Source organism: Methylobacterium sp. FW102-HT35C08, from assembly GCF_058790235.1.
The window spans coordinates 4,174,276-4,190,932 of the sequence record NZ_JBYTCL010000002.1 but is presented as its reverse complement, the minus strand read 5'-3'; the positions used below and the strand labels follow the sequence as shown (position 1 = coordinate 4,190,932).

The window sequence follows — 16,657 nt, the reverse complement described above, 5'->3', positions numbered from 1 at the left end:
TTGTTTTAAAAAGCCCAAACCCCAGTTACGACAGCACGATGACGCCGTTCGCGTCGGTCCCCGCGGCCGGCATCGAGCCGATCGCCCCGCAGGCCGGTCCGATGGACGCGAGCCGGGGCACGGCTGAGCGAACGGTGTTCCACCTTCCCTGACTGCCGGGGCGCCCGTACCCACCGCGCAGGATGCTTATTGAGCCGATCGATCCCATGAATCAACTCGTCCGCATGTCCCAGATCGGCGATGCCGAGACCGTCAAGGAGCCGTCCGCCGACCTGCGCGTGCCGTTCGCGCAGTCGGGCGCCTTCGTGTGCAAGTACATCATCGGCGAGCCGAACGACCGCGCGATCTGCTGCGGCGCGCCCGTCGCCGACGGCAAGAGCTGGTGCGCCTATCACCGCCGGATCGTGTTCGAGCCGACCCGCCCCGGCCGTATCCGCTGAAGCGCGGCGCCGTCCGTCACTGGGTCCGCATGATCTGAATGACGGCCGGCGTGATGATGACCACGAACAGCACCGGCAGGAAGAACAGGATCATCGGCACCGTGAGCTTGGGCGGCAGCCCAGCCGCCTTCTTCTCCGCCTCGGTCATGCGCTGGTCGCGGCTCTCCTGGCTCAGCACCCGCAGCGCCTGGCCGACCGGCGTGCCGTAGCGCTCGGCCTGGATCAGGGCGGTCGCCACGGCCTTCACGGCGTCGAGCCCGGTGCGCAGGACCAGGTTCTCGTAGGCCTGCCGGCGGTCCGGTAGGAACGACATCTCGGCCGTCATCAGGGCCAATTCCTCGGCCAGCACCACCGAGGAGCCGGCGATCTCGGTGCTCACTTTCCGGAACGCGTGCTCGATCGCCATGCCGGACTCGACGCAGATCAGCGTCAGGTCGAGGGCGTCGGGCCAGGCCTTCCGGATCTCAGTCTGGCGCTTCTTGGCGGCGTTGACCAGGAACAGCTCCGGCGCCTTGATGCCGCCGTAGGCCGCCCCGATCACCAGCCCGAACCGGACGAGGTAGGAGGTGTCGATCGCCTCCAGGACGAACAGGTAGAACAGGGCGCCGACCACGCTGGCGCACGGGACGACCAGCCGGAAGAACAGGAACGCCGTCTCCGCCCCCTGGCCGCGGTAGCCGGCCTGCATCAGCTTCCGCTTGGCCGTGTCGGTGCCGAGCCAGCGGTGGAGCTGGTACCGCTCGACGATGGACTTCATGTAGGCCTTCGGCTCCACGCGCAGCGTGGCCCGGTTCTGCGCGCGGTCGCCCAGCAGCCGCTCGCGCCGCCGGATCTGCTCGCGCTCGTCGCTGACGAGCTTCATCCGCTTGGCGAGCTTGTCGGTCTCGAAGAAGGGCTGCGCCACGGCAAAGGCGGTCGCGGCGGCCGCGACCGAGGTCAGCACCGTGCCCATGAAGCGGGGATCGAACAGCTTCTCCGCGATGGCGTCGATCATGGAGCGAAATCCGGGAACGGGAGCACGAGCGCCTCAGAACTCGAAGGCGATCATCTTCTTGATCGTGAAGATGCCGATCGACATCCAGATGGCCGCGGCCACCAGGGCGATCTTGCCGGTATCGGTCGTCCAGAGCAGCGAGATGTAGTCCGGGCTCGTCAGGGACGTGATGCCCGCGACACCGAAGGGCAGGCAGGCGATGATCGAGGCGGAGGCCTTGGCCTCCATGCTCATCGCCTGGATCTTGCCGCGCATCTTGGCGCGGTCGCGCAGCACCGTGGAGAGGTTGTTCAGCGCCTCCGACAGGTTGCCGCCGGATTGCTGCTGGATGTTGATCACGATCGCGAAGAAGTTCACCTCGGCCGTGGGCACGCGCTCGACCAGGCGGGTGACCGCGTCGCCGAGCGACAGGCCGAGCGCCTGGGTCTCCACGACGGTCCTGAACTCGCTGCGGACCGGTTCCTCGGCCTCGCGCGAGACCATGCGGAAGCAGTCGCCGACCGGGATGCCGGTGCGGATGCCGCGCACGACCACGTCGACGGCGTTGGGCAATTCCTTGTTGAACCGCGCGATGCGCTTGAGCCGCATGTGGCGCAGCAGGAAGGCCGGCAATCCGAAGCCCCCCGCGAAGGCGGCGCCGACCGCGGCGATCGGGCTGTCGGTGATGATGTAGAGCAGGAAGCCGAGGAATCCCGCGCTGCCGGCCGAGATCATGTAAAAGGTCTGCTTGGTCCAGGCGAGGCCGGCGCGGGCGAGCTTCAGCTCCAGGGTGGCCTTCGACGCACCCTTGGCCTTCGCCTCGATCTCGCTCAGCGTCTTGGCCACCTGCTCGCGGCGGTTGACCGTCACCCCCCGGATCGCAGCTCCGGAGGCGGAGACGCCGATCGACTTCAGGCGCTTGCTCGCCCGGCGCTCGTCGCCGAACAGGGGCAGGATCGCCACGTAGGCCACAGCCGCGACGGCGATGCCGATCAGGCCGGCGGCGATCGGCAGGTTGGACCCGCCCGCAGCGGCGATGGACAGATCGGGCATGTGCTCAGTTCCGATCGACGACCTCGGCGGCGTCGAGCGCCTCGCCGAGCCGGCGTTCCAGGCCGTAGTAGCGGGCCCGCTCCCAGAATTTCGGCCGGCCGATGCCGGTGGACCGGTGACGCCCGACCAGCTTGCCGTTCGCGTCCTCACCGACGATGTCGTAGAGGAACACGTCCTGCGTGGTGATGACGTCGCCCTCCATGCCGAGAACCTCGGTGATGTGGGTGATGCGCCGGGAGCCGTCGCGCAGGCGCGTGGCCTGGATCACCACGTCGATCGAGCCGCAGATCATCTCGCGCAGCGTCTTCGAGGGCAGGGTGAAGCCGCCCATCGAGATCATCGACTCGATACGCGACAGGCATTCGCGCGGGCTGTTGGCGTGGAGCGTGCCCATCGAGCCGTCGTGGCCGGTGTTCATCGCCTGCAGCAGGTCGAAGGCCTCCGGTCCGCGCACCTCGCCGACGATGATCCGCTCGGGGCGCATGCGCAGGCAGTTCTTGACGAGGTCGCGCATGGTGACCTGGCCCTGGCCCTCCATGTTGGGCGGCCGCGTCTCCAGGCGCACGACATGGGGCTGCTGGAGCTGGAGCTCGGCTGCGTCCTCGCAGGTGATCACCCGCTCGTCGTGCTCGATGAACGCGGTCAGGCAGTTGAGCAGCGTGGTCTTGCCCGAGCCCGTGCCGCCCGAGATCACGACATTGCAGCGCGACTGGCCGATGATCTTGAGGACCTCGGCGCCCTCGGGCGAGATCGCCCCGAAGCGCACGAGCTGCTCCAAGGTGAGCTTGTCCTTCTTGAACTTACGGATGGTGAGCGCCGGGCCGTCGATGGCGAGCGGCGGCGCGATGACGTTGACGCGGGAGCCGTCCGGCAGGCGGGCGTCGCAGATCGGCGACGCGTCATCGACCCGGCGGCCAACCTGGCTGACGATGCGCTGGCAGATGTTCATCAGCTGCTGGTTGTCGCGGAACCGGACGCTGGTCAGCTGAATCTTGCCGTTGACTTCGATGAAGGTCCGGTTGGCGCCGTTGACCATGATGTCGGCGATGTCGTCGCGGGCGAGCAGCGGCTCCAGCGGGCCGTAGCCGAGCACGTCGTTGCAGATGTCGTCGAGCAGTTCCTCCTGCTCGGCGATCGACAGCACGATGTTCTTGAGTCCGATGATCTCCGTGACGATGTCGCGGATCTCCTCCCGCGCGGTCTCGGCGTCGAGGCGCGAGAGCTGCGTCAGGTCGATCGCCTCGATCAGGGCGCCGAAGATCAGGCTCTTGGTACGGTAGTAATCCTCGGACCGGGCGTTCTCGACGACGACCGGGCTCGTCGGCGCCGCCGGCTTGACCGGTGCCGCGGCCTCGCGCGGAACGGCCATGGCCGGCGCCGCGGTCCGCGCCTGCGGGATCGGCGGGGCCGCTGCCGGCGCGCCGCCCGTCTGTCGCCTACCGAACATGGGCCAGAGCCTCGGCGCTGTCCTGAGGGACCTGTCGGGGGAGCGGCCGCATCACGAAGCCTTGCGGCCGGGCAGCACGGCGCTCGCGAACTTGGCGCTGGCGAACTTGGCGAGCAGCGGCTCGAGAAGGCTCGAACGCCCGCGCCGGTTCTCCGGGCGGCCGAGGGTCATGGCCGCGAGGTCGTTGAACAGCTCGGCCACTTTCGAGCCGGCTTGAATCTCGGCGATCATCTGGCCGTTGTTGGCGGCGGTCCCGAACAGGGCCGGCTCGAACGGGATCGTCAGCGCGACGGGGGCCTCCAGGGCCTTGGCGAACTCGGCGGCCCCGATCTCCGGACGCTTGGGCACGCCGACGCCGTTCAGCAGGATGCGGGGCGCCTGGTCGTTCGGGCGCCCGTGCTTCAGCGCGCCGAGCAGGTTCTTGGTGTTGCGCAGGCAGGCGAGGTCGGGACCGGCCACGATCAGGATCTCGTCGGCCGCCGTGAGGACGCGCCGCGACCACGCGCTCCACTGGTGCGGAACGTCGAGGACCACGCAGGGCACGCTCGCCCGCATGTACTCGATCAGGGCATCGAAGGACGGCTCGGACAGGTCGATGGTCCGGTCGAGGCTCGCGGGGGCCGAGAGCAGGCTCAGGTTGTCGCTGCACTTGGACAGCAGCCGCTCGACCAGCGCCGAATCCAGGCGCTCCGGGGCGAACACCGCCTCGGCGATGCCCTGCGGCGGATCCTGGTTGAAGTTGAGCGAGGCCGTCCCGAAGGCGATGTCGAGATCGGCGATCACCGTCTGGACACCCTGGCTGCGGGCCACCGACCACGCGAAATTATGCGCCACCGTCGAGGCGCCGATGCCACCCTTCACGCCGACGACCGCCACTGTACGGCCCACCGGCTTGACGCCCGGGGCCGTGAACAGGTCGGAGATCGCCGCGATCAGGGTCAGCGGCTCGACGGGGGCCATCAAATAGTCGGACACCCCGCGCTGGATCAGCTGCCGGTAGAGCGTGACGTCGTTGAGGTGGCCGATCACGAGGACGCGGGTGCCCTCGTCGCAGACCTCGGCCAGGGCATCGAGGCATTCGACCGGCTTGGAGCGCACGCCCTGCGTCTCGATGACGATGACGTTGGGCGTCGGCGCGTGCCGATACGCCTCGATCGCGGCGGCGCCGCCGCCCATCCGGACCTTGACCTGCGCCTTCTGCATCCGCCGGTCGAGGGCGGCGCCCTCGATCATGGCGGCCGTCTCGCTGGTCTCGCAGAACGCCTGGATGGTGATCCGGGGCACCGGGGCGATCGTGCGCTCGGTTGTCTCGGACAGGTCTGCCATGACGGCGCTTTCAGGTTCGGGTGCGGATCGCGGCTTTGGAAGGGGGCGCGGTGGATGTCGCGGTCGGCGTTAGTTGCCGCCGACCTGAGACTTGACGGCGTTCTGTCCATCCTGACGCCATGCGGTTGACGGATCCTTGCCGTCCCGCAACTGGCCGATGTCCCGCACCCGCTTCACCGAGTCGATCCGGCCCTCGGGGCGTCCGCGCACCAGGTCGACCGGATCCGCGACCTGCGCGGCCACGTTCGCCTGCATGGCGCAGCCCAGATTCCAGCTCGGCCTGTTGCTGTAGTCGAACGCGAAGCTGCTGGTCCCGACATCCTGGGGCCACAGCCCGCACTGGTCCGCCACCTTGGCCTGCATGCGCTGGAAGCTCAGCCGGATCGGCGCGGCGAGGCTGGGGGCCGCCACCGCGTAGCCGCTGACCGTGATCGCGCGGGCGCCGACGCCGTTCTGGCCGCCGAGCCGGCTCAGCGCCGCGGCCGTCCGCTCGACGGCGGCCGCCTGGGCCGGCGGAACGCCCTGGGGCACCTCCATCAGCAGGACGCCGCGGCCGAAGCGGCGGTACTCCAGCATGAAGGCGTCGACATCGGCGGCCTGGCGCGGGTCGAGATGACCGATCCCCGTCGGGAAGACGTCGAGACTGCGGGTCCCGTCGGCCAGGACGATCGGGTGGCGTGCGCGGTAATCCGACAGGTCGATTCCGCCGGTGGTCGCGGGATCGCTCTTGCAGGCGGCCGCGAGGGCCCCGAGCGCGCAGGCGGCGAGCAGGCTCGCGGCGCGGCGGGACCGGGCGGTCGAAGGGCGTCCGGACATGGGCGCGGACATGGGTCGGGTCATGGCGTGCGGTCCCCAGCCTTACTCGACGATGAAGCCGACGCGGCCGCGATACGTGCGTCCGAGCGGCGCAGCGGCGGATGGGCCGACCGTGCCGTAGAGGCGGTTGATCTGGCCGAGCAGCACGGCCTGGCCGTCGGTGGAATCGACGAAGTTGTCGTCGGGCCGGCTGACCTGCTTCGGCTCCATCGCCCGGGCGATGTAGGGGGTGCACATGATCATCAGCTCGGTCTCCTGGCGCTGGTAGTCGCGGGAGCGAAACAGCGCGCCGAGGACCGGCAGGTTGATCAGGCCGGGCAGGCCGGAGATCGCCTGCTTGCTCACCTGCTGGATCAGGCCGGCGGTCATCATCACGCCGCCCGAGGGCAGCTCGACCGTCGTCTCGGAGCGGCGCACCCGGGTGCCCGGCACCGCCACGGTCGAGTTGCCGACCACGAAGTTGAAGCTTTGTTGAGGATCGATCTCGGTGACATCCGTGGCGACGCGGATGGAGATGCGGTTGTCGGCGAGCACCACCGGGGTGAACGACAGGGAGACGCCGTAGGGTTTGAAGGTGATCCCAGGGGTGCAGAGGCCGCCGATCGCGCAGGAGGCCGAACTCGGCACCGGGAACTCTCCGCCGGCCAGGAACTTCGCGGCCTCGCCGGAGATTGCGGTCAGCGTCGGCTCGGCGAGAACGCGCGAGACGCCGGCCTGCTCGAAGGCCTTCAGGGTCGCCTGGAGCGAGAAGCCGCCGGCCTTGACGGAGGCCTGGATCTGGTTGCCCCCCGGCGTGCTTCCCCCCGTGATCGGGAACGGAAGGCTGTTGACCAGGGCCGGCGACGTGGCGAGCCCGGTGGTCGGGTCGACCGCGCTGAGCGGGTTCAACGCCGCCCAGTTGCCGGTCATGTTGACCCCGAACTGCTTCAGGACATTGCGCGACACCTCGACCACGGTGACGCGCAGCATCACCTGATCCTTGTTGCGGATGGTGAGGTTGTTGATCACCGCACCCCGTGCGCCCGCCGAGACGCCGCCGCTCGGCGCCCCCGAGCCGGCGCCCGCGCTGCCGAGCCCCACGAAGGCATTGGCGATGTCGATCGCCTGCTGGGCATCCGCGGAGGAATTGACGGAGCCCGACAGGAGCACCGAGGCGCCTGAGGAGCGCACGTCGAAGCGCCCGCCCGGGATGCTCTGGTTGAGCAGTTCGCGCAGGGTCCCGAGGTTGAGGTCCCGGGCCACCGTCACGTCGAGGGCGGCGATCTGGCGCCCCTCGGCATCCATCATGAAGATCGAGGTGGCGCCGTCGGCCATACCGATCACGAACACCTTGCGGGTCGAGCGGACGACGGCGTTGGCCACCGCCGGGTTGGCGACGAAGACCTCCTTGGCGTCCCGCGGCAGGTCGATGATTACGGAACGGCCGGCGGTCAGCTCGACCCGGCGGGTCGAGGCAGCTTCCGCGGAGCCGACCGTGAGCACCGGTGCGGGACCCAGGGCCGGGCGCTCCTGCGCGGCTGCCGGCCCGTTCAGCGCGGCGATGAGGGCGAGGATGAAGGCCGCAGGGCGGGGACGGGGCAGCGGGGGATGCATGGCGCTCACGGCGGTCACGGCGTTTGCTGCCGCGCGACGCCGAAGCGCACCACGGTCAGGGCGGGTTCGGGCGTCTGCGACGGGGGCGCGTCGGCCAGCGCGGCGTCAGACACCCGGCCGGCATCCGCGAGGCTGCGCAGCGACAGCGACAGGGCGCCCACCTTCTGGGCGAGCGCCAGGGTTTCGGCCTGCGCGGGCGTCACCGCGAGGGTCGCGGTCTCGCCGGTCACGACGTTGGTGCCGTTCTTCTCCTGGATCAGCTGACCGATCGCCAGGACACGGATGTCGGTCAGGAGTGTCTGGGACAGCTGCGCGTCGCTGTTGTTGCCCCGGGCGTTTGTCTCGTCGCGGAAGGTCCGGATCACGTCGACCCGGTCGTTGGGCAGGATGAAGCCGCCGGCCGAGTTGGTCCCGCGGCTGTCGGTGACGATGGCGACCGCCCGCATCCCGGACGGCAGGATCGCGGCCATGAACCCGCTCTCCGGGCGCACCAGCTTCTGCGCGCGGATCGGCTCGCCGGCGAGGAATCCCGAGCGGACGGAAGCCCCTACGGTCTCATCCAGGGCCTTCGGATTGTTCGTGCGCGTGAGATAGCCGACGGTCACGGCGCCGTCCGGCCAGGCCTGCCAGCGCAGGTCGGCGGCCCGCAGCACCTGACCCATGGGCATGTCGGCGGCGGCCACGAGGACGTCGGTCATCGGCGCCGGCGGCGCCTCGGCCTTCGGGGCCGGCGGAGGCGGCGGAGGCGGATCGCCGCCGCTCATCAGGAAGGCCGCACCACCGCCCGCCGCGAGGGCGATGCCGAGGACGGCCAAACGGGCTGGTTTCATCGCATGACCACGCGCCGGAGACGGCCGAATTGCCGCCCATGACCGGAACCTGCGCGGGGAATCGTGTAAACATGGTTAAGCTATTATAACTTCGCGACTTGCGGCTGGTCCGGAAAAGGGGCGCCTTCCGGGCCCGCATCACAATCCGCACGATCCTTCAGCATCCGGCCGAGCGTGGCCGTGGCGCGTCACGCGTGCGTGACCTATTCTGCCGCCGCAACCGCCTCAGAAGCGGACACTCGGACCAACCCGGGGGGAGACATGATCAGGACAATTGGCGGCGCGGTGCTGGCGGCCGCCCTCGCGGGGACGGCGCTCGGCTCGGTCCCGGCCGCCGCGCAAGGCGGCGGCTTCTCGGGCAACGCCGTGCGCATCGGCATCCTCAACGACCAGTCGGGCCTCTACGCCGAATTCGGCGGCCAGGGCTCGGTCGAGGCCGCCCGGATGGCGGTCGAGGATATCGGCGGCACGGTCGGCGGCGTCCCGATCGAGATCCTGACGGCCGACCACCAGAACAAGCCCGACATCGCCTCGGCGATCGCCCGGCAATGGTACGACCGCGACGGCGTCGACGCGATCATGGAGCTGACCACCTCCTCGGTGGCCCTGGCGGTTCAGGGCCTGTCGAAGGAGAAGAAGAAGATCACCATCACCACCGGGGCGGCGAGCAGCGACCTCACCGGCAAGGCCTGCACGCCCTACGGCTACCATTGGGCCTACGACACGCGGGCGCTGGCGGTCGGCACCGGCGGCGCGCTGACCCGGGCGGGCGGCGACACGTGGTTCTTCCTCACCGCCGACTACGCCTTCGGCTCGGCGCTGGAGGCCGATACCAGCCGGGTGGTGACCGCCAACGGCGGCAAGGTGCTGGGGAGCGTGCGGCACCCGCTCTCCAACCAGGACTTCTCGTCGTTCCTGCTCCAGGCGCAGGGATCGAAGGCCAAGGTGATCGGGCTCGCCAATGCCGGGCTCGACACCTCGAACTCGATCAAGCAGGCGGCCGAGTACGGCATCGTCGAGGGCGGCCAGAAGCTCGCGGCCCTGCTGTTCACCCTCTCGGAGGTGCACGGGCTCGGCCTGAAGGTCGCGCAGGGCCTCACGCTGACCGAGGGCTGGTACTGGGACGCCAACGACGAGACCCGCGCCTTCGGCCAGCGCTACATGAAGCGCACCGGCCGGATGCCCAACATGATCCAGGCCGGCACCTACTCGGCGGTCCTGTCCTACCTGAAGGCCGTGAAGGCCGCCGGCACCGACGAGACCGACGCGGTCAACGCCAAGCTCAAGGCGCTGCCGGTCGACGACGTCTTCGCCCATGGCGGGGTCGTGCAGCCGAACGGCCGCATGGTCCACGACATGTACCTGTTTGAGGTGAAGAAGCCGGCCGAGTCGAAGGGCCCGTGGGACCTCTACCGGCAGCTCGCCACCATCCCCGGCAAGGAGGCCTACGCCTCTCCGGCTGAGAGCGGCTGCCCGCTGACGGCGGCGGCGAAGTAGGGCTCACCCGGTCATCGCGCGCGCAGCGAAGCGACCCAGGGCAGCGCCACCTCGGTGAGCGTGGCGCCGCTGGATTGCCTCGCTGACGCTCGCAAGGACGGGGGTGCGTCGGATCCTCGGACCGAAGACGCGGATCACCCCGCCCACACGCGCCGGTACAGCGCGACGATCTCGTCGGCACTGGGTTCCAGCGGGTTGTTGGCCGGGGAGCCGGAGGCGAGGGCCTGGGCCGCCATGGTGGGGAGCAGCGCCTCCCAGCGAGCCGGGTCGATTCCGTATTCCCGGGGGCCCGGCACGTCGAGGTCGTCGTTCAGCGCCTCAAGTTCCGCCACGAGCGCCGAGACCGCGCTCCTGTCGTCGGTGTCGGGCTTGGCGATCCCCATGGCGCGGGCGCAGGCCGCGTAGCGATCGATGGCGGCCGGCGCCGAGAAGGCCGTGACCGCCGGCAGCAGCATCGCGTTCGAGAGCCCGTGGGCCACGTGGAAATGCGCGCCGATCGGCCGGCTCATCCCGTGCACCAGCGCCACGGAGGCGTTCGAGAAGGCGATGCCGGCCTGGGTGGCGCCGAGCATCATCGCCTCCCGGGCCGCCCGGTCGCCGGGATCGGTCCAGACCCGGCGCAGGTTCGGGGCGATCAGCTTCATCGCCTGCAGCGCCAGCCCATCCGAGAATAGGTTCGACTTGCGCGACACGTAGGCCTCGATCGCGTGGGTGAGCGCGTCGATGCCGGTATCGGCGGTGAGCCGCTTGGGTTTCGAGAGCGTCAGCTCGTAATCAACCAGAGCCGCCACCGGCAGGTAGGCGAGACCGATGCACAGCATCTTCTCGTCCGAGGTCTCGTCGGTGACGATGGTGAAGCGGGTCGCCTCGGAGCCGGTGCCCGCGGTGGTGGGGATCGCCACGATCGGCAGGCCCGGCTCGTCCTGCTGGCGCGGCGCCTTGTAGTCGCGCATGTGGCCACCGTGGCGGGCGAGCACCGCCACCGCCTTGGCGGTGTCCATCGGGCTGCCGCCGCCGAAGCCGACCACGCAGTCGAAATCACCGGCCTGAAGGGCGGCCAGCGCCGCCTCCACGGAGGCGACGGTCGGGTCCGGAACGGTCTCGGAGAAGATCGTCGCCTGCGCACCCGCAGCGGTCAGGCGCTCAAGCAGCGTGTCGGTGCGACCGCTGCCGGCGAGATAGGGGTCGGTGACCACGAAGGGGCGCGACAGGCCGAGCTGGCCGAGCACCTCCGGCAGGAGCCGCGAGGCGCCGGGGCCGACGCGCATCAGCCGGGGCAGGGCGATCGAGGCGACCATTGTCTTGCGTCTCCCACCCGGCGCCTGGGCTGGCCCGCCGGGACGGCTGATCTTAGGCCCAGTGGCCGCGGGGCGAAACGGCTACCGCTGACAACCCGGGGTAAGGTGGTGGTTCGTTTCCGGCCGTCAGCGGGCTGCAGATGTCGCTCCGTCGTTCCGGGACTGCGCAGCAGGGCCCGGAATCCAGAACCTCAGCGCGTCCGGCATGGCGCCGACAGCGGTTCTGGTTTCCGGGCTCGCCTGCGGCGCCCCGGAAGGACGGCACGCGATGCTTGACCGGGGGCATCTTCGTCAGGGACGCCATCACCTCCGGGTCAGCGACCCTTCATAAGTCCCCGGCCCGGCGAACAGCGCGCCTGCCGCCTCGACCTCGCCGGCAATGAACCCCGCCACCGCGCGGATATGGGCCGCCTTCCGGTGATCCTCGTGAATGTGCATGTGGAACGAGCGGGTCAGGGACACCGCCCCGGGCAGCACCGGCACGAGCCCCGGATGGGCGGCCGCGATGAAGGCCGGCAGCACGCACAAGCCGGCGCCGCCGAGCGTCGCGTGGACCTGGGCCAAGAGGTTGGTGGAGCGCAGCCGCGCGGAGACCGGCGGGCCCAGGGCGCCGAGATAGTTCAGCTCGCGCGTGAACAGCATGTCCTCGATGTAGCCGACGAAGGGATGCCCCGAGAGGTCCGCCACCTCCGCGATTGGCCCGGCTCCCGCGAGGTAGGATTCGGCCGCGTAGACGAACAGCCGGTAATCGGTGAGCCGGCGCGCCACCACCCGGGCCTGCTGCGGGCCGGAGAGGCTGATCACGATGTCGGCCTCGCGCTTCGACAGGCTGAAGATCCGGGCGGTTGCCATGATCTCCACCTCCAGGCCCGGGTGGCGGGCGGTCAGCCGGTGCATGCGGGGCGCGAGGAAGACGCTGCCGAACCCGTCCGGCGCGCCGATCCGCACCGTGCCGGAGACCGCCTGGGCCGCCTCCGTGGCGGCGCTCGCCGACAGGAACGCGCTCTCCATCGTCTCGGCGACGCCCAGCAGGTTCGCGCCGTCCTCGGTGAGCGCGTAGCCGAGGTTGCTGCGGTGGAACAGGCGGGCGCCGAGGCCCTCTTCCAGGGCCCGGATCCGACGGCCCACTGTGGTGTGCTCGGTGCCGGTGCGGGCGCCGGCGGCACTCAAGGTCCCGGTCCGCGCCACAGCAAGGAAGAAGCGCAGGTCGTCCCAGTTGGGCCCCGCCCTGGCCATGACCGCACTCCCACTGTGCATCGATGCACGACGGCTGTAAGCGCATCCGGCTTTATCGTTCAAGGGATCCTGTTAGGGTGCGCCAAAATCGAACGCCACATCACAGGGAGGCGCGCATGCGCACGATCGGGCATTACATCGGCGGCCGGAACGTCGGCGGCGAGAGCGGTCGGTTCGCCGACGTGTTTCATCCCTCGACCGGCGAGGTCCAGGCCAAGGTCGCGCTCGCCAGCAAGGCGGAACTCCGCGCCGCTGTGGAGAACGCCAGGGAGGCCCAGCCGGCCTGGGCGGCGACCAACCCGCAGAAGCGCGCCCGTGTGATGATGCGCTTCCTAGAGCTGATCCGCGGCGAGCACGACGCGCTGGCCGAGCTGCTCGCCTCCGAGCACGGCAAGACCGTGCCGGACGCCAAGGGCGACATCCAGCGCGGCGTCGAGGTGGTCGAGTTCGCCTGCGGCATCCCGCACCTGCTCAAGGGCGAGTACACGGAAGGCGCCGGCCCCGGCATCGACGTCTACTCCCTGCGCCAGCCGCTCGGCGTCGTCGCCGGCATCACGCCGTTCAACTTCCCCGCCATGATCCCGCTGTGGAAATGCGCCCCGGCGATCGCCTGCGGCAACGCCTTCATCCTGAAGCCGTCCGAGCGCGACCCGAGCGTGCCGATCCGCATCGCCGAGATCTTCCTGGAGGCGGGCCTGCCGCCGGGCATCCTCAACGTCGTCAACGGCGACAAGGAAGCCGTCGACGCGATCCTCGACGACGAGGACATCAAGGCGGTGGGCTTCGTCGGCTCCTCGCACATCGCCGAGTACATCTACGTGCGCTCCGCCCAGACGGGGAAGCGCGCCCAGTGCTTCGGCGGCGCCAAGAACCACATGATCATCATGCCGGACGCCGATATGGGCCAGGCCGTCGACGCGCTGATCGGCGCCGGCTACGGCTCGGCCGGCGAGCGCTGCATGGCGATCTCGGTGGCGGTGCCGGTGGGCGAGAAGACCGCCGACCGGCTGATGGAGCGTCTCATCCCGCGGGTGGAATCCCTCAAGATCGGCCCGTCCCATGACGGCTCGGCCGATTACGGCCCGCTGGTCACGGCGGAAGCGGTGCAGAAGGTTGCGAGCTACATCGACAAGGGTGTCGCCGAGGGCGCCCAGCTCGCCGTCGACGGCCGCGGCTTCAAGCTCCAGGGCTACGAGAACGGCTTCTACATGGGTGGCTCGCTGTTCGACCGCGTGACGCCCGACATGACGATCTACAAGGAGGAGATCTTCGGCCCCGTGCTCTCGGTGGTGCGGGCCAAGGATTACGAGGAGGCGCTGGCGCTGCCCTCGACCCACCAGTACGGCAACGGCGTCGCGATCTTCACCCAGGACGGCGATGCGGCCCGCGACTTCACCGCCCGGGTGAACGTCGGCATGGTCGGCGTGAACGTGCCGATCCCGGTCCCGATCGCCTACCACACCTTCGGCGGCTGGAAGCGCTCGGGCTTCGGCGATCTGAACCAGCACGGGCCGGACTCGATCCGCTTCTACACCAAGACCAAGACCGTGACGCAGCGCTGGCCGAGCGGCATCAAGAGCGGGGCGGAGTTCTCCATCCCGACGATGCGCTGACGCCGGCGCTTCCTGAGCAGGCACCACGTCATTCCGGGGCGCCGCAGGCGGGCCCGGAATCCAGAGCCGCAACGGTGCCCATTCTGACACCGCGGCGGATCTGGATCCTGGGCTCCGCTTCGCGGCCCCGGGATGACGGACTTGATGCATGACGCAGGTGCCGCGTTCTCGCGCTCGCGGTTGATCCCCGTTCCGCGGGCGAAACAGAGCGACCCGTCTGACCTTCGGAGTACCGCCCAATGAGTTTCGGGCTCGACGAGGACCGGACCGCGATCCGCGAGATGGCCCTCGGCTTCGCGGCCGAGCACATCGCGCCGCACGCCCTCGACTGGGACCGGGACAAGACCTTCCCGGTCGAGACCCTGCGGGAAGCGGCCGCCCTCGGCATGGCGGGCATCTACGTCCGCGAGGATGTCGGCGGTTCGGGGCTCTCACGCCTCGACGCGACGCTGATCTTCGAGGCGCTCAGCACCGGCTGCCCGACCGTGGCGGCGTTCCTGTCGATCCACAACATGTGCGCCTGGATGATCGACGCCTACGGCGACGCCGATCAGCGCCAGCGCTGGCTGCCGTCGCTCATGGGCATGGAGCGGATCGCCAGCTACTGCCTGACCGAGCCGGGCTCCGGCTCCGACGCCGCGGCGCTCCGCACCCGCGCCGAGCGCGACGGCGACCATTACGTACTCACCGGCGAGAAGCAGTTCATCTCGGGCGCCGGCGCCAGCGACCTCTACATCTGCATGGTCCGCACCGGCGAGGCCGGGCCTTCGGGCATCTCGGCGATCGTGGTCGAGAAGGGCACGCCCGGCCTCTCCTTCGGCGCCGACGAGCGTAAGATGGGCTGGAACGCCCAGCCGACCCGCGCGGTGCGCTTCGACGGCTGCCGTGTGCCGGTGGCCAATCGCCTGGGCGCGGAGGGGCAGGGCTTCCGCATCGCCATGAGCGGCCTCGACGGCGGCCGGCTCAACATCGCCGCCTGTTCCCTCGGCGGCGCGCAGGCGGCCCTCGACAAGGCGCTGGCCTATATGGGCGACCGGCGTGCCTTCGGGGCGAAGCTCACCGACTTCCAGGCGCTGCAGTTCCGGCTCGCCGACATGGCGACCAGCCTGGAGGTCTCGCGCACCTTCCTGCGCCACGCGGCCGCTGCCCTCGATGCCAAGGACCCGGCCGCGACGCAGCTCTGCGCCATGGCCAAGCGCCACGTCACCGATGCGGCCTTCGACGTGGCCAACCACGCGCTCCAGCTGCACGGCGGCTACGGCTACCTCGCCGAGTACGGCGTGGAAAAAATCGTCCGGGACCTGCGCGTGCACCAGATCCTCGAAGGCACGAACGAGATCATGCGGCTGATCATCGCCCGCGGGCTGACCGGGGGCCGCCGATGACCGACGTGATCGTCGAGCGGGTCGGCGCCCTCGGGCGCCTGCGCCTCGACCGGCCGAAGGCCCTGAACGCCCTGACCCACGGCATGGTCCTGGCGATCGACCAGGCCCTTGACCAGTTCTCCGCCGATCCCGGCATCGCCGCGGTGCTGCTCACCGGCGAGGGGGAGCGCGGCCTGTGTGCGGGCGGCGATCTGCGCGGCCTGTACGACAGCCAGGGCACCGCGTTCGCCGAAGCCTTCTGGCGCGACGAGTACCGGCTCGATGCCCGGATCGCCGATTACGAGAAGCCGTTCGTGGCGGTGATGGACGGCATCACCATGGGTGGCGGCGTCGGGCTCGCCGGCCATGCCGCCCACCGCATCGTCACCGAGCGCTCCCGCGTCGCCATGCCGGAGACCGGCATCGGCTACCTGCCGGATGTCGGCGGCACGTGGCTGCTGCCCCGGGCTCCCGGCGAGATCGGCACCTATCTCGGCCTGACCGGCGAGCCGGTCGGCGCCGCCGACGCGATGTTCTGCCGGCTGGCCGACGCCCTGGTGCCGTCCGCGGGGCTGCCTGACCTGATCGACGCCCTCGTGGCGCTCGACCCGGATGCCGGGCACGAGGGCGTGCGGGACGTGATCGCCCGGTTCACGCAGGACCCCGGTCCGCCGCCGCTGGCGGCGCACCGGGCCCTGATCGACCGCTGCTTCGCCTTCGACATGGTGGACGAGATCCTGGCCACCCTCGACGCGGACGGCTCGGACTTCGCGGCCGCGACCCGGAAGACCCTGCTGACCAAGGCGCCGTCGAGCCTCGTCCTGACGCTGTGCCTGCTGCGGCTCGGTCGCGGTGCCCCGAACCTGGAGGCCTGCCTGGAGCGCGAGTACCACGCGTCGCTGGCTCTGCTGGCGGAGGGCGATTTCCGCGAGGGGATCCGCGCCGCGGTGATCGACAAGGACAAGCACCCGCGCTGGAACCCGCCGACCGTCGACGCGGTCGATCCGGCCCAGATCGCGCGCTGGCTGGAGAAGCGGGCGGAGCCGGTTTTTTCGGACGCGCGCACGGGGCCGGTGTGATGACGCGTCGCTCGTTCCCACCCACACGCTCATCCTGAGGTGCCGAAGCGTAGCGTAGGCCTCGAAGGAGGGCTCCGGAAGCCGCCGTGATC

At 70.1% G+C, this 16,657-nt stretch carries 14 protein-coding genes; 5 read left to right on the top strand and 9 right to left on the bottom strand.

All coding sequences use genetic code 11. From position 1 onward, the window contains the following. Nucleotides 1–206 precede the first annotated feature (206 nt). On the top strand, nucleotides 207–440 hold the full coding sequence (locus AC3WSN_RS19940) for a GcrA family cell cycle regulator (RefSeq protein WP_192710123.1): 234 nt from the start codon (nucleotides 207–209) through the stop codon (nucleotides 438–440). Nucleotides 441–456: 16 nt separating this feature from the next. Here AC3WSN_RS19940 and AC3WSN_RS19935 read toward each other — a convergent pair whose 3' ends face one another. From AC3WSN_RS19935 to cpaB, 7 genes are all read right to left on the bottom strand, one after another. Next, the gene (locus AC3WSN_RS19935) at nucleotides 457–1,434 is read right to left on the bottom strand and encodes a type II secretion system F family protein (protein ID WP_192710122.1); all 978 of its coding nucleotides are present in this window, start codon (nucleotides 1,432–1,434) and stop codon (nucleotides 457–459) included. 33 nt (nucleotides 1,435–1,467) lie between these two features. Further along, entirely contained in the window at nucleotides 1,468–2,466 is a 999-nt protein-coding gene (locus AC3WSN_RS19930) for a type II secretion system F family protein (protein WP_192710121.1), read from the bottom strand. A 4-nt stretch (nucleotides 2,467–2,470) separates the two neighbouring features. Continuing rightward, on the bottom strand, nucleotides 2,471–3,913 hold the full coding sequence (locus tag AC3WSN_RS19925) for a TadA family conjugal transfer-associated ATPase (RefSeq protein ID WP_192710120.1): 1,443 nt from the start codon (nucleotides 3,911–3,913) through the stop codon (nucleotides 2,471–2,473). Between the two features lie 51 nt (nucleotides 3,914–3,964). After that, nucleotides 3,965–5,239: a CpaE/TadZ family protein gene (locus AC3WSN_RS19920; protein WP_492540259.1), complete on the bottom strand. Its 1,275-nt coding sequence runs from the start codon at nucleotides 5,237–5,239 to the stop codon at nucleotides 3,965–3,967. 69 nt (nucleotides 5,240–5,308) lie between these two features. After that, entirely contained in the window at nucleotides 5,309–6,079 is a 771-nt protein-coding gene (locus tag AC3WSN_RS19915) for a CpaD family pilus assembly protein (RefSeq protein WP_492540257.1), read from the bottom strand. Nucleotides 6,080–6,097: 18 nt separating this feature from the next. Beyond that, nucleotides 6,098–7,648, bottom strand: a complete 1,551-nt coding sequence (locus tag AC3WSN_RS19910) for a type II and III secretion system protein family protein (RefSeq protein WP_492543183.1) — start codon at nucleotides 7,646–7,648, stop codon at nucleotides 6,098–6,100. A gap of 14 nt (nucleotides 7,649–7,662) precedes the next feature. Further along, nucleotides 7,663–8,478 (bottom strand): Flp pilus assembly protein CpaB, encoded by an 816-nt coding sequence (gene cpaB, locus AC3WSN_RS19905; protein ID WP_492540255.1) that lies wholly within the window; start codon nucleotides 8,476–8,478, stop codon nucleotides 7,663–7,665. A 261-nt stretch (nucleotides 8,479–8,739) separates the two neighbouring features. Between cpaB and AC3WSN_RS19900 the strand changes: the two genes are divergently transcribed. Beyond that, nucleotides 8,740–9,975: an ABC transporter substrate-binding protein gene (locus AC3WSN_RS19900; protein WP_492540253.1), complete on the top strand. Its 1,236-nt coding sequence runs from the start codon at nucleotides 8,740–8,742 to the stop codon at nucleotides 9,973–9,975. 134 nt (nucleotides 9,976–10,109) lie between these two features. Here AC3WSN_RS19900 and AC3WSN_RS19895 read toward each other — a convergent pair whose 3' ends face one another. Both AC3WSN_RS19895 and AC3WSN_RS19890 read right to left on the bottom strand, forming a co-directional pair. After that, entirely contained in the window at nucleotides 10,110–11,273 is a 1,164-nt protein-coding gene (locus AC3WSN_RS19895) for an iron-containing alcohol dehydrogenase (RefSeq protein ID WP_238197611.1), read from the bottom strand. Between the two features lie 303 nt (nucleotides 11,274–11,576). After that, nucleotides 11,577–12,509, bottom strand: coding sequence for a LysR family transcriptional regulator (locus tag AC3WSN_RS19890; protein ID WP_492540250.1), 933 nt, complete (start codon nucleotides 12,507–12,509; stop codon nucleotides 11,577–11,579). A gap of 116 nt (nucleotides 12,510–12,625) precedes the next feature. On the opposite strand from AC3WSN_RS19890, the gene AC3WSN_RS19885 reads away from it, so the two are divergent. The 3 genes from AC3WSN_RS19885 (at nucleotide 12,626) to AC3WSN_RS19875 (ending at nucleotide 16,565) form a co-directional block, all read left to right on the top strand. Then, nucleotides 12,626–14,122, top strand: coding sequence for a CoA-acylating methylmalonate-semialdehyde dehydrogenase (locus AC3WSN_RS19885; RefSeq protein ID WP_192710113.1), 1,497 nt, complete (start codon nucleotides 12,626–12,628; stop codon nucleotides 14,120–14,122). A gap of 239 nt (nucleotides 14,123–14,361) precedes the next feature. Beyond that, entirely contained in the window at nucleotides 14,362–15,507 is a 1,146-nt protein-coding gene (locus tag AC3WSN_RS19880) for an isobutyryl-CoA dehydrogenase (RefSeq protein WP_492540248.1), read from the top strand. Then, nucleotides 15,504–16,565, top strand: coding sequence for an enoyl-CoA hydratase/isomerase family protein (locus tag AC3WSN_RS19875; protein ID WP_492540246.1), 1,062 nt, complete (start codon nucleotides 15,504–15,506; stop codon nucleotides 16,563–16,565). Before AC3WSN_RS19880 ends, AC3WSN_RS19875 begins: the two co-directional genes overlap by 4 nt. The last annotated feature ends 92 nt before the right edge of the window (nucleotides 16,566–16,657 follow it).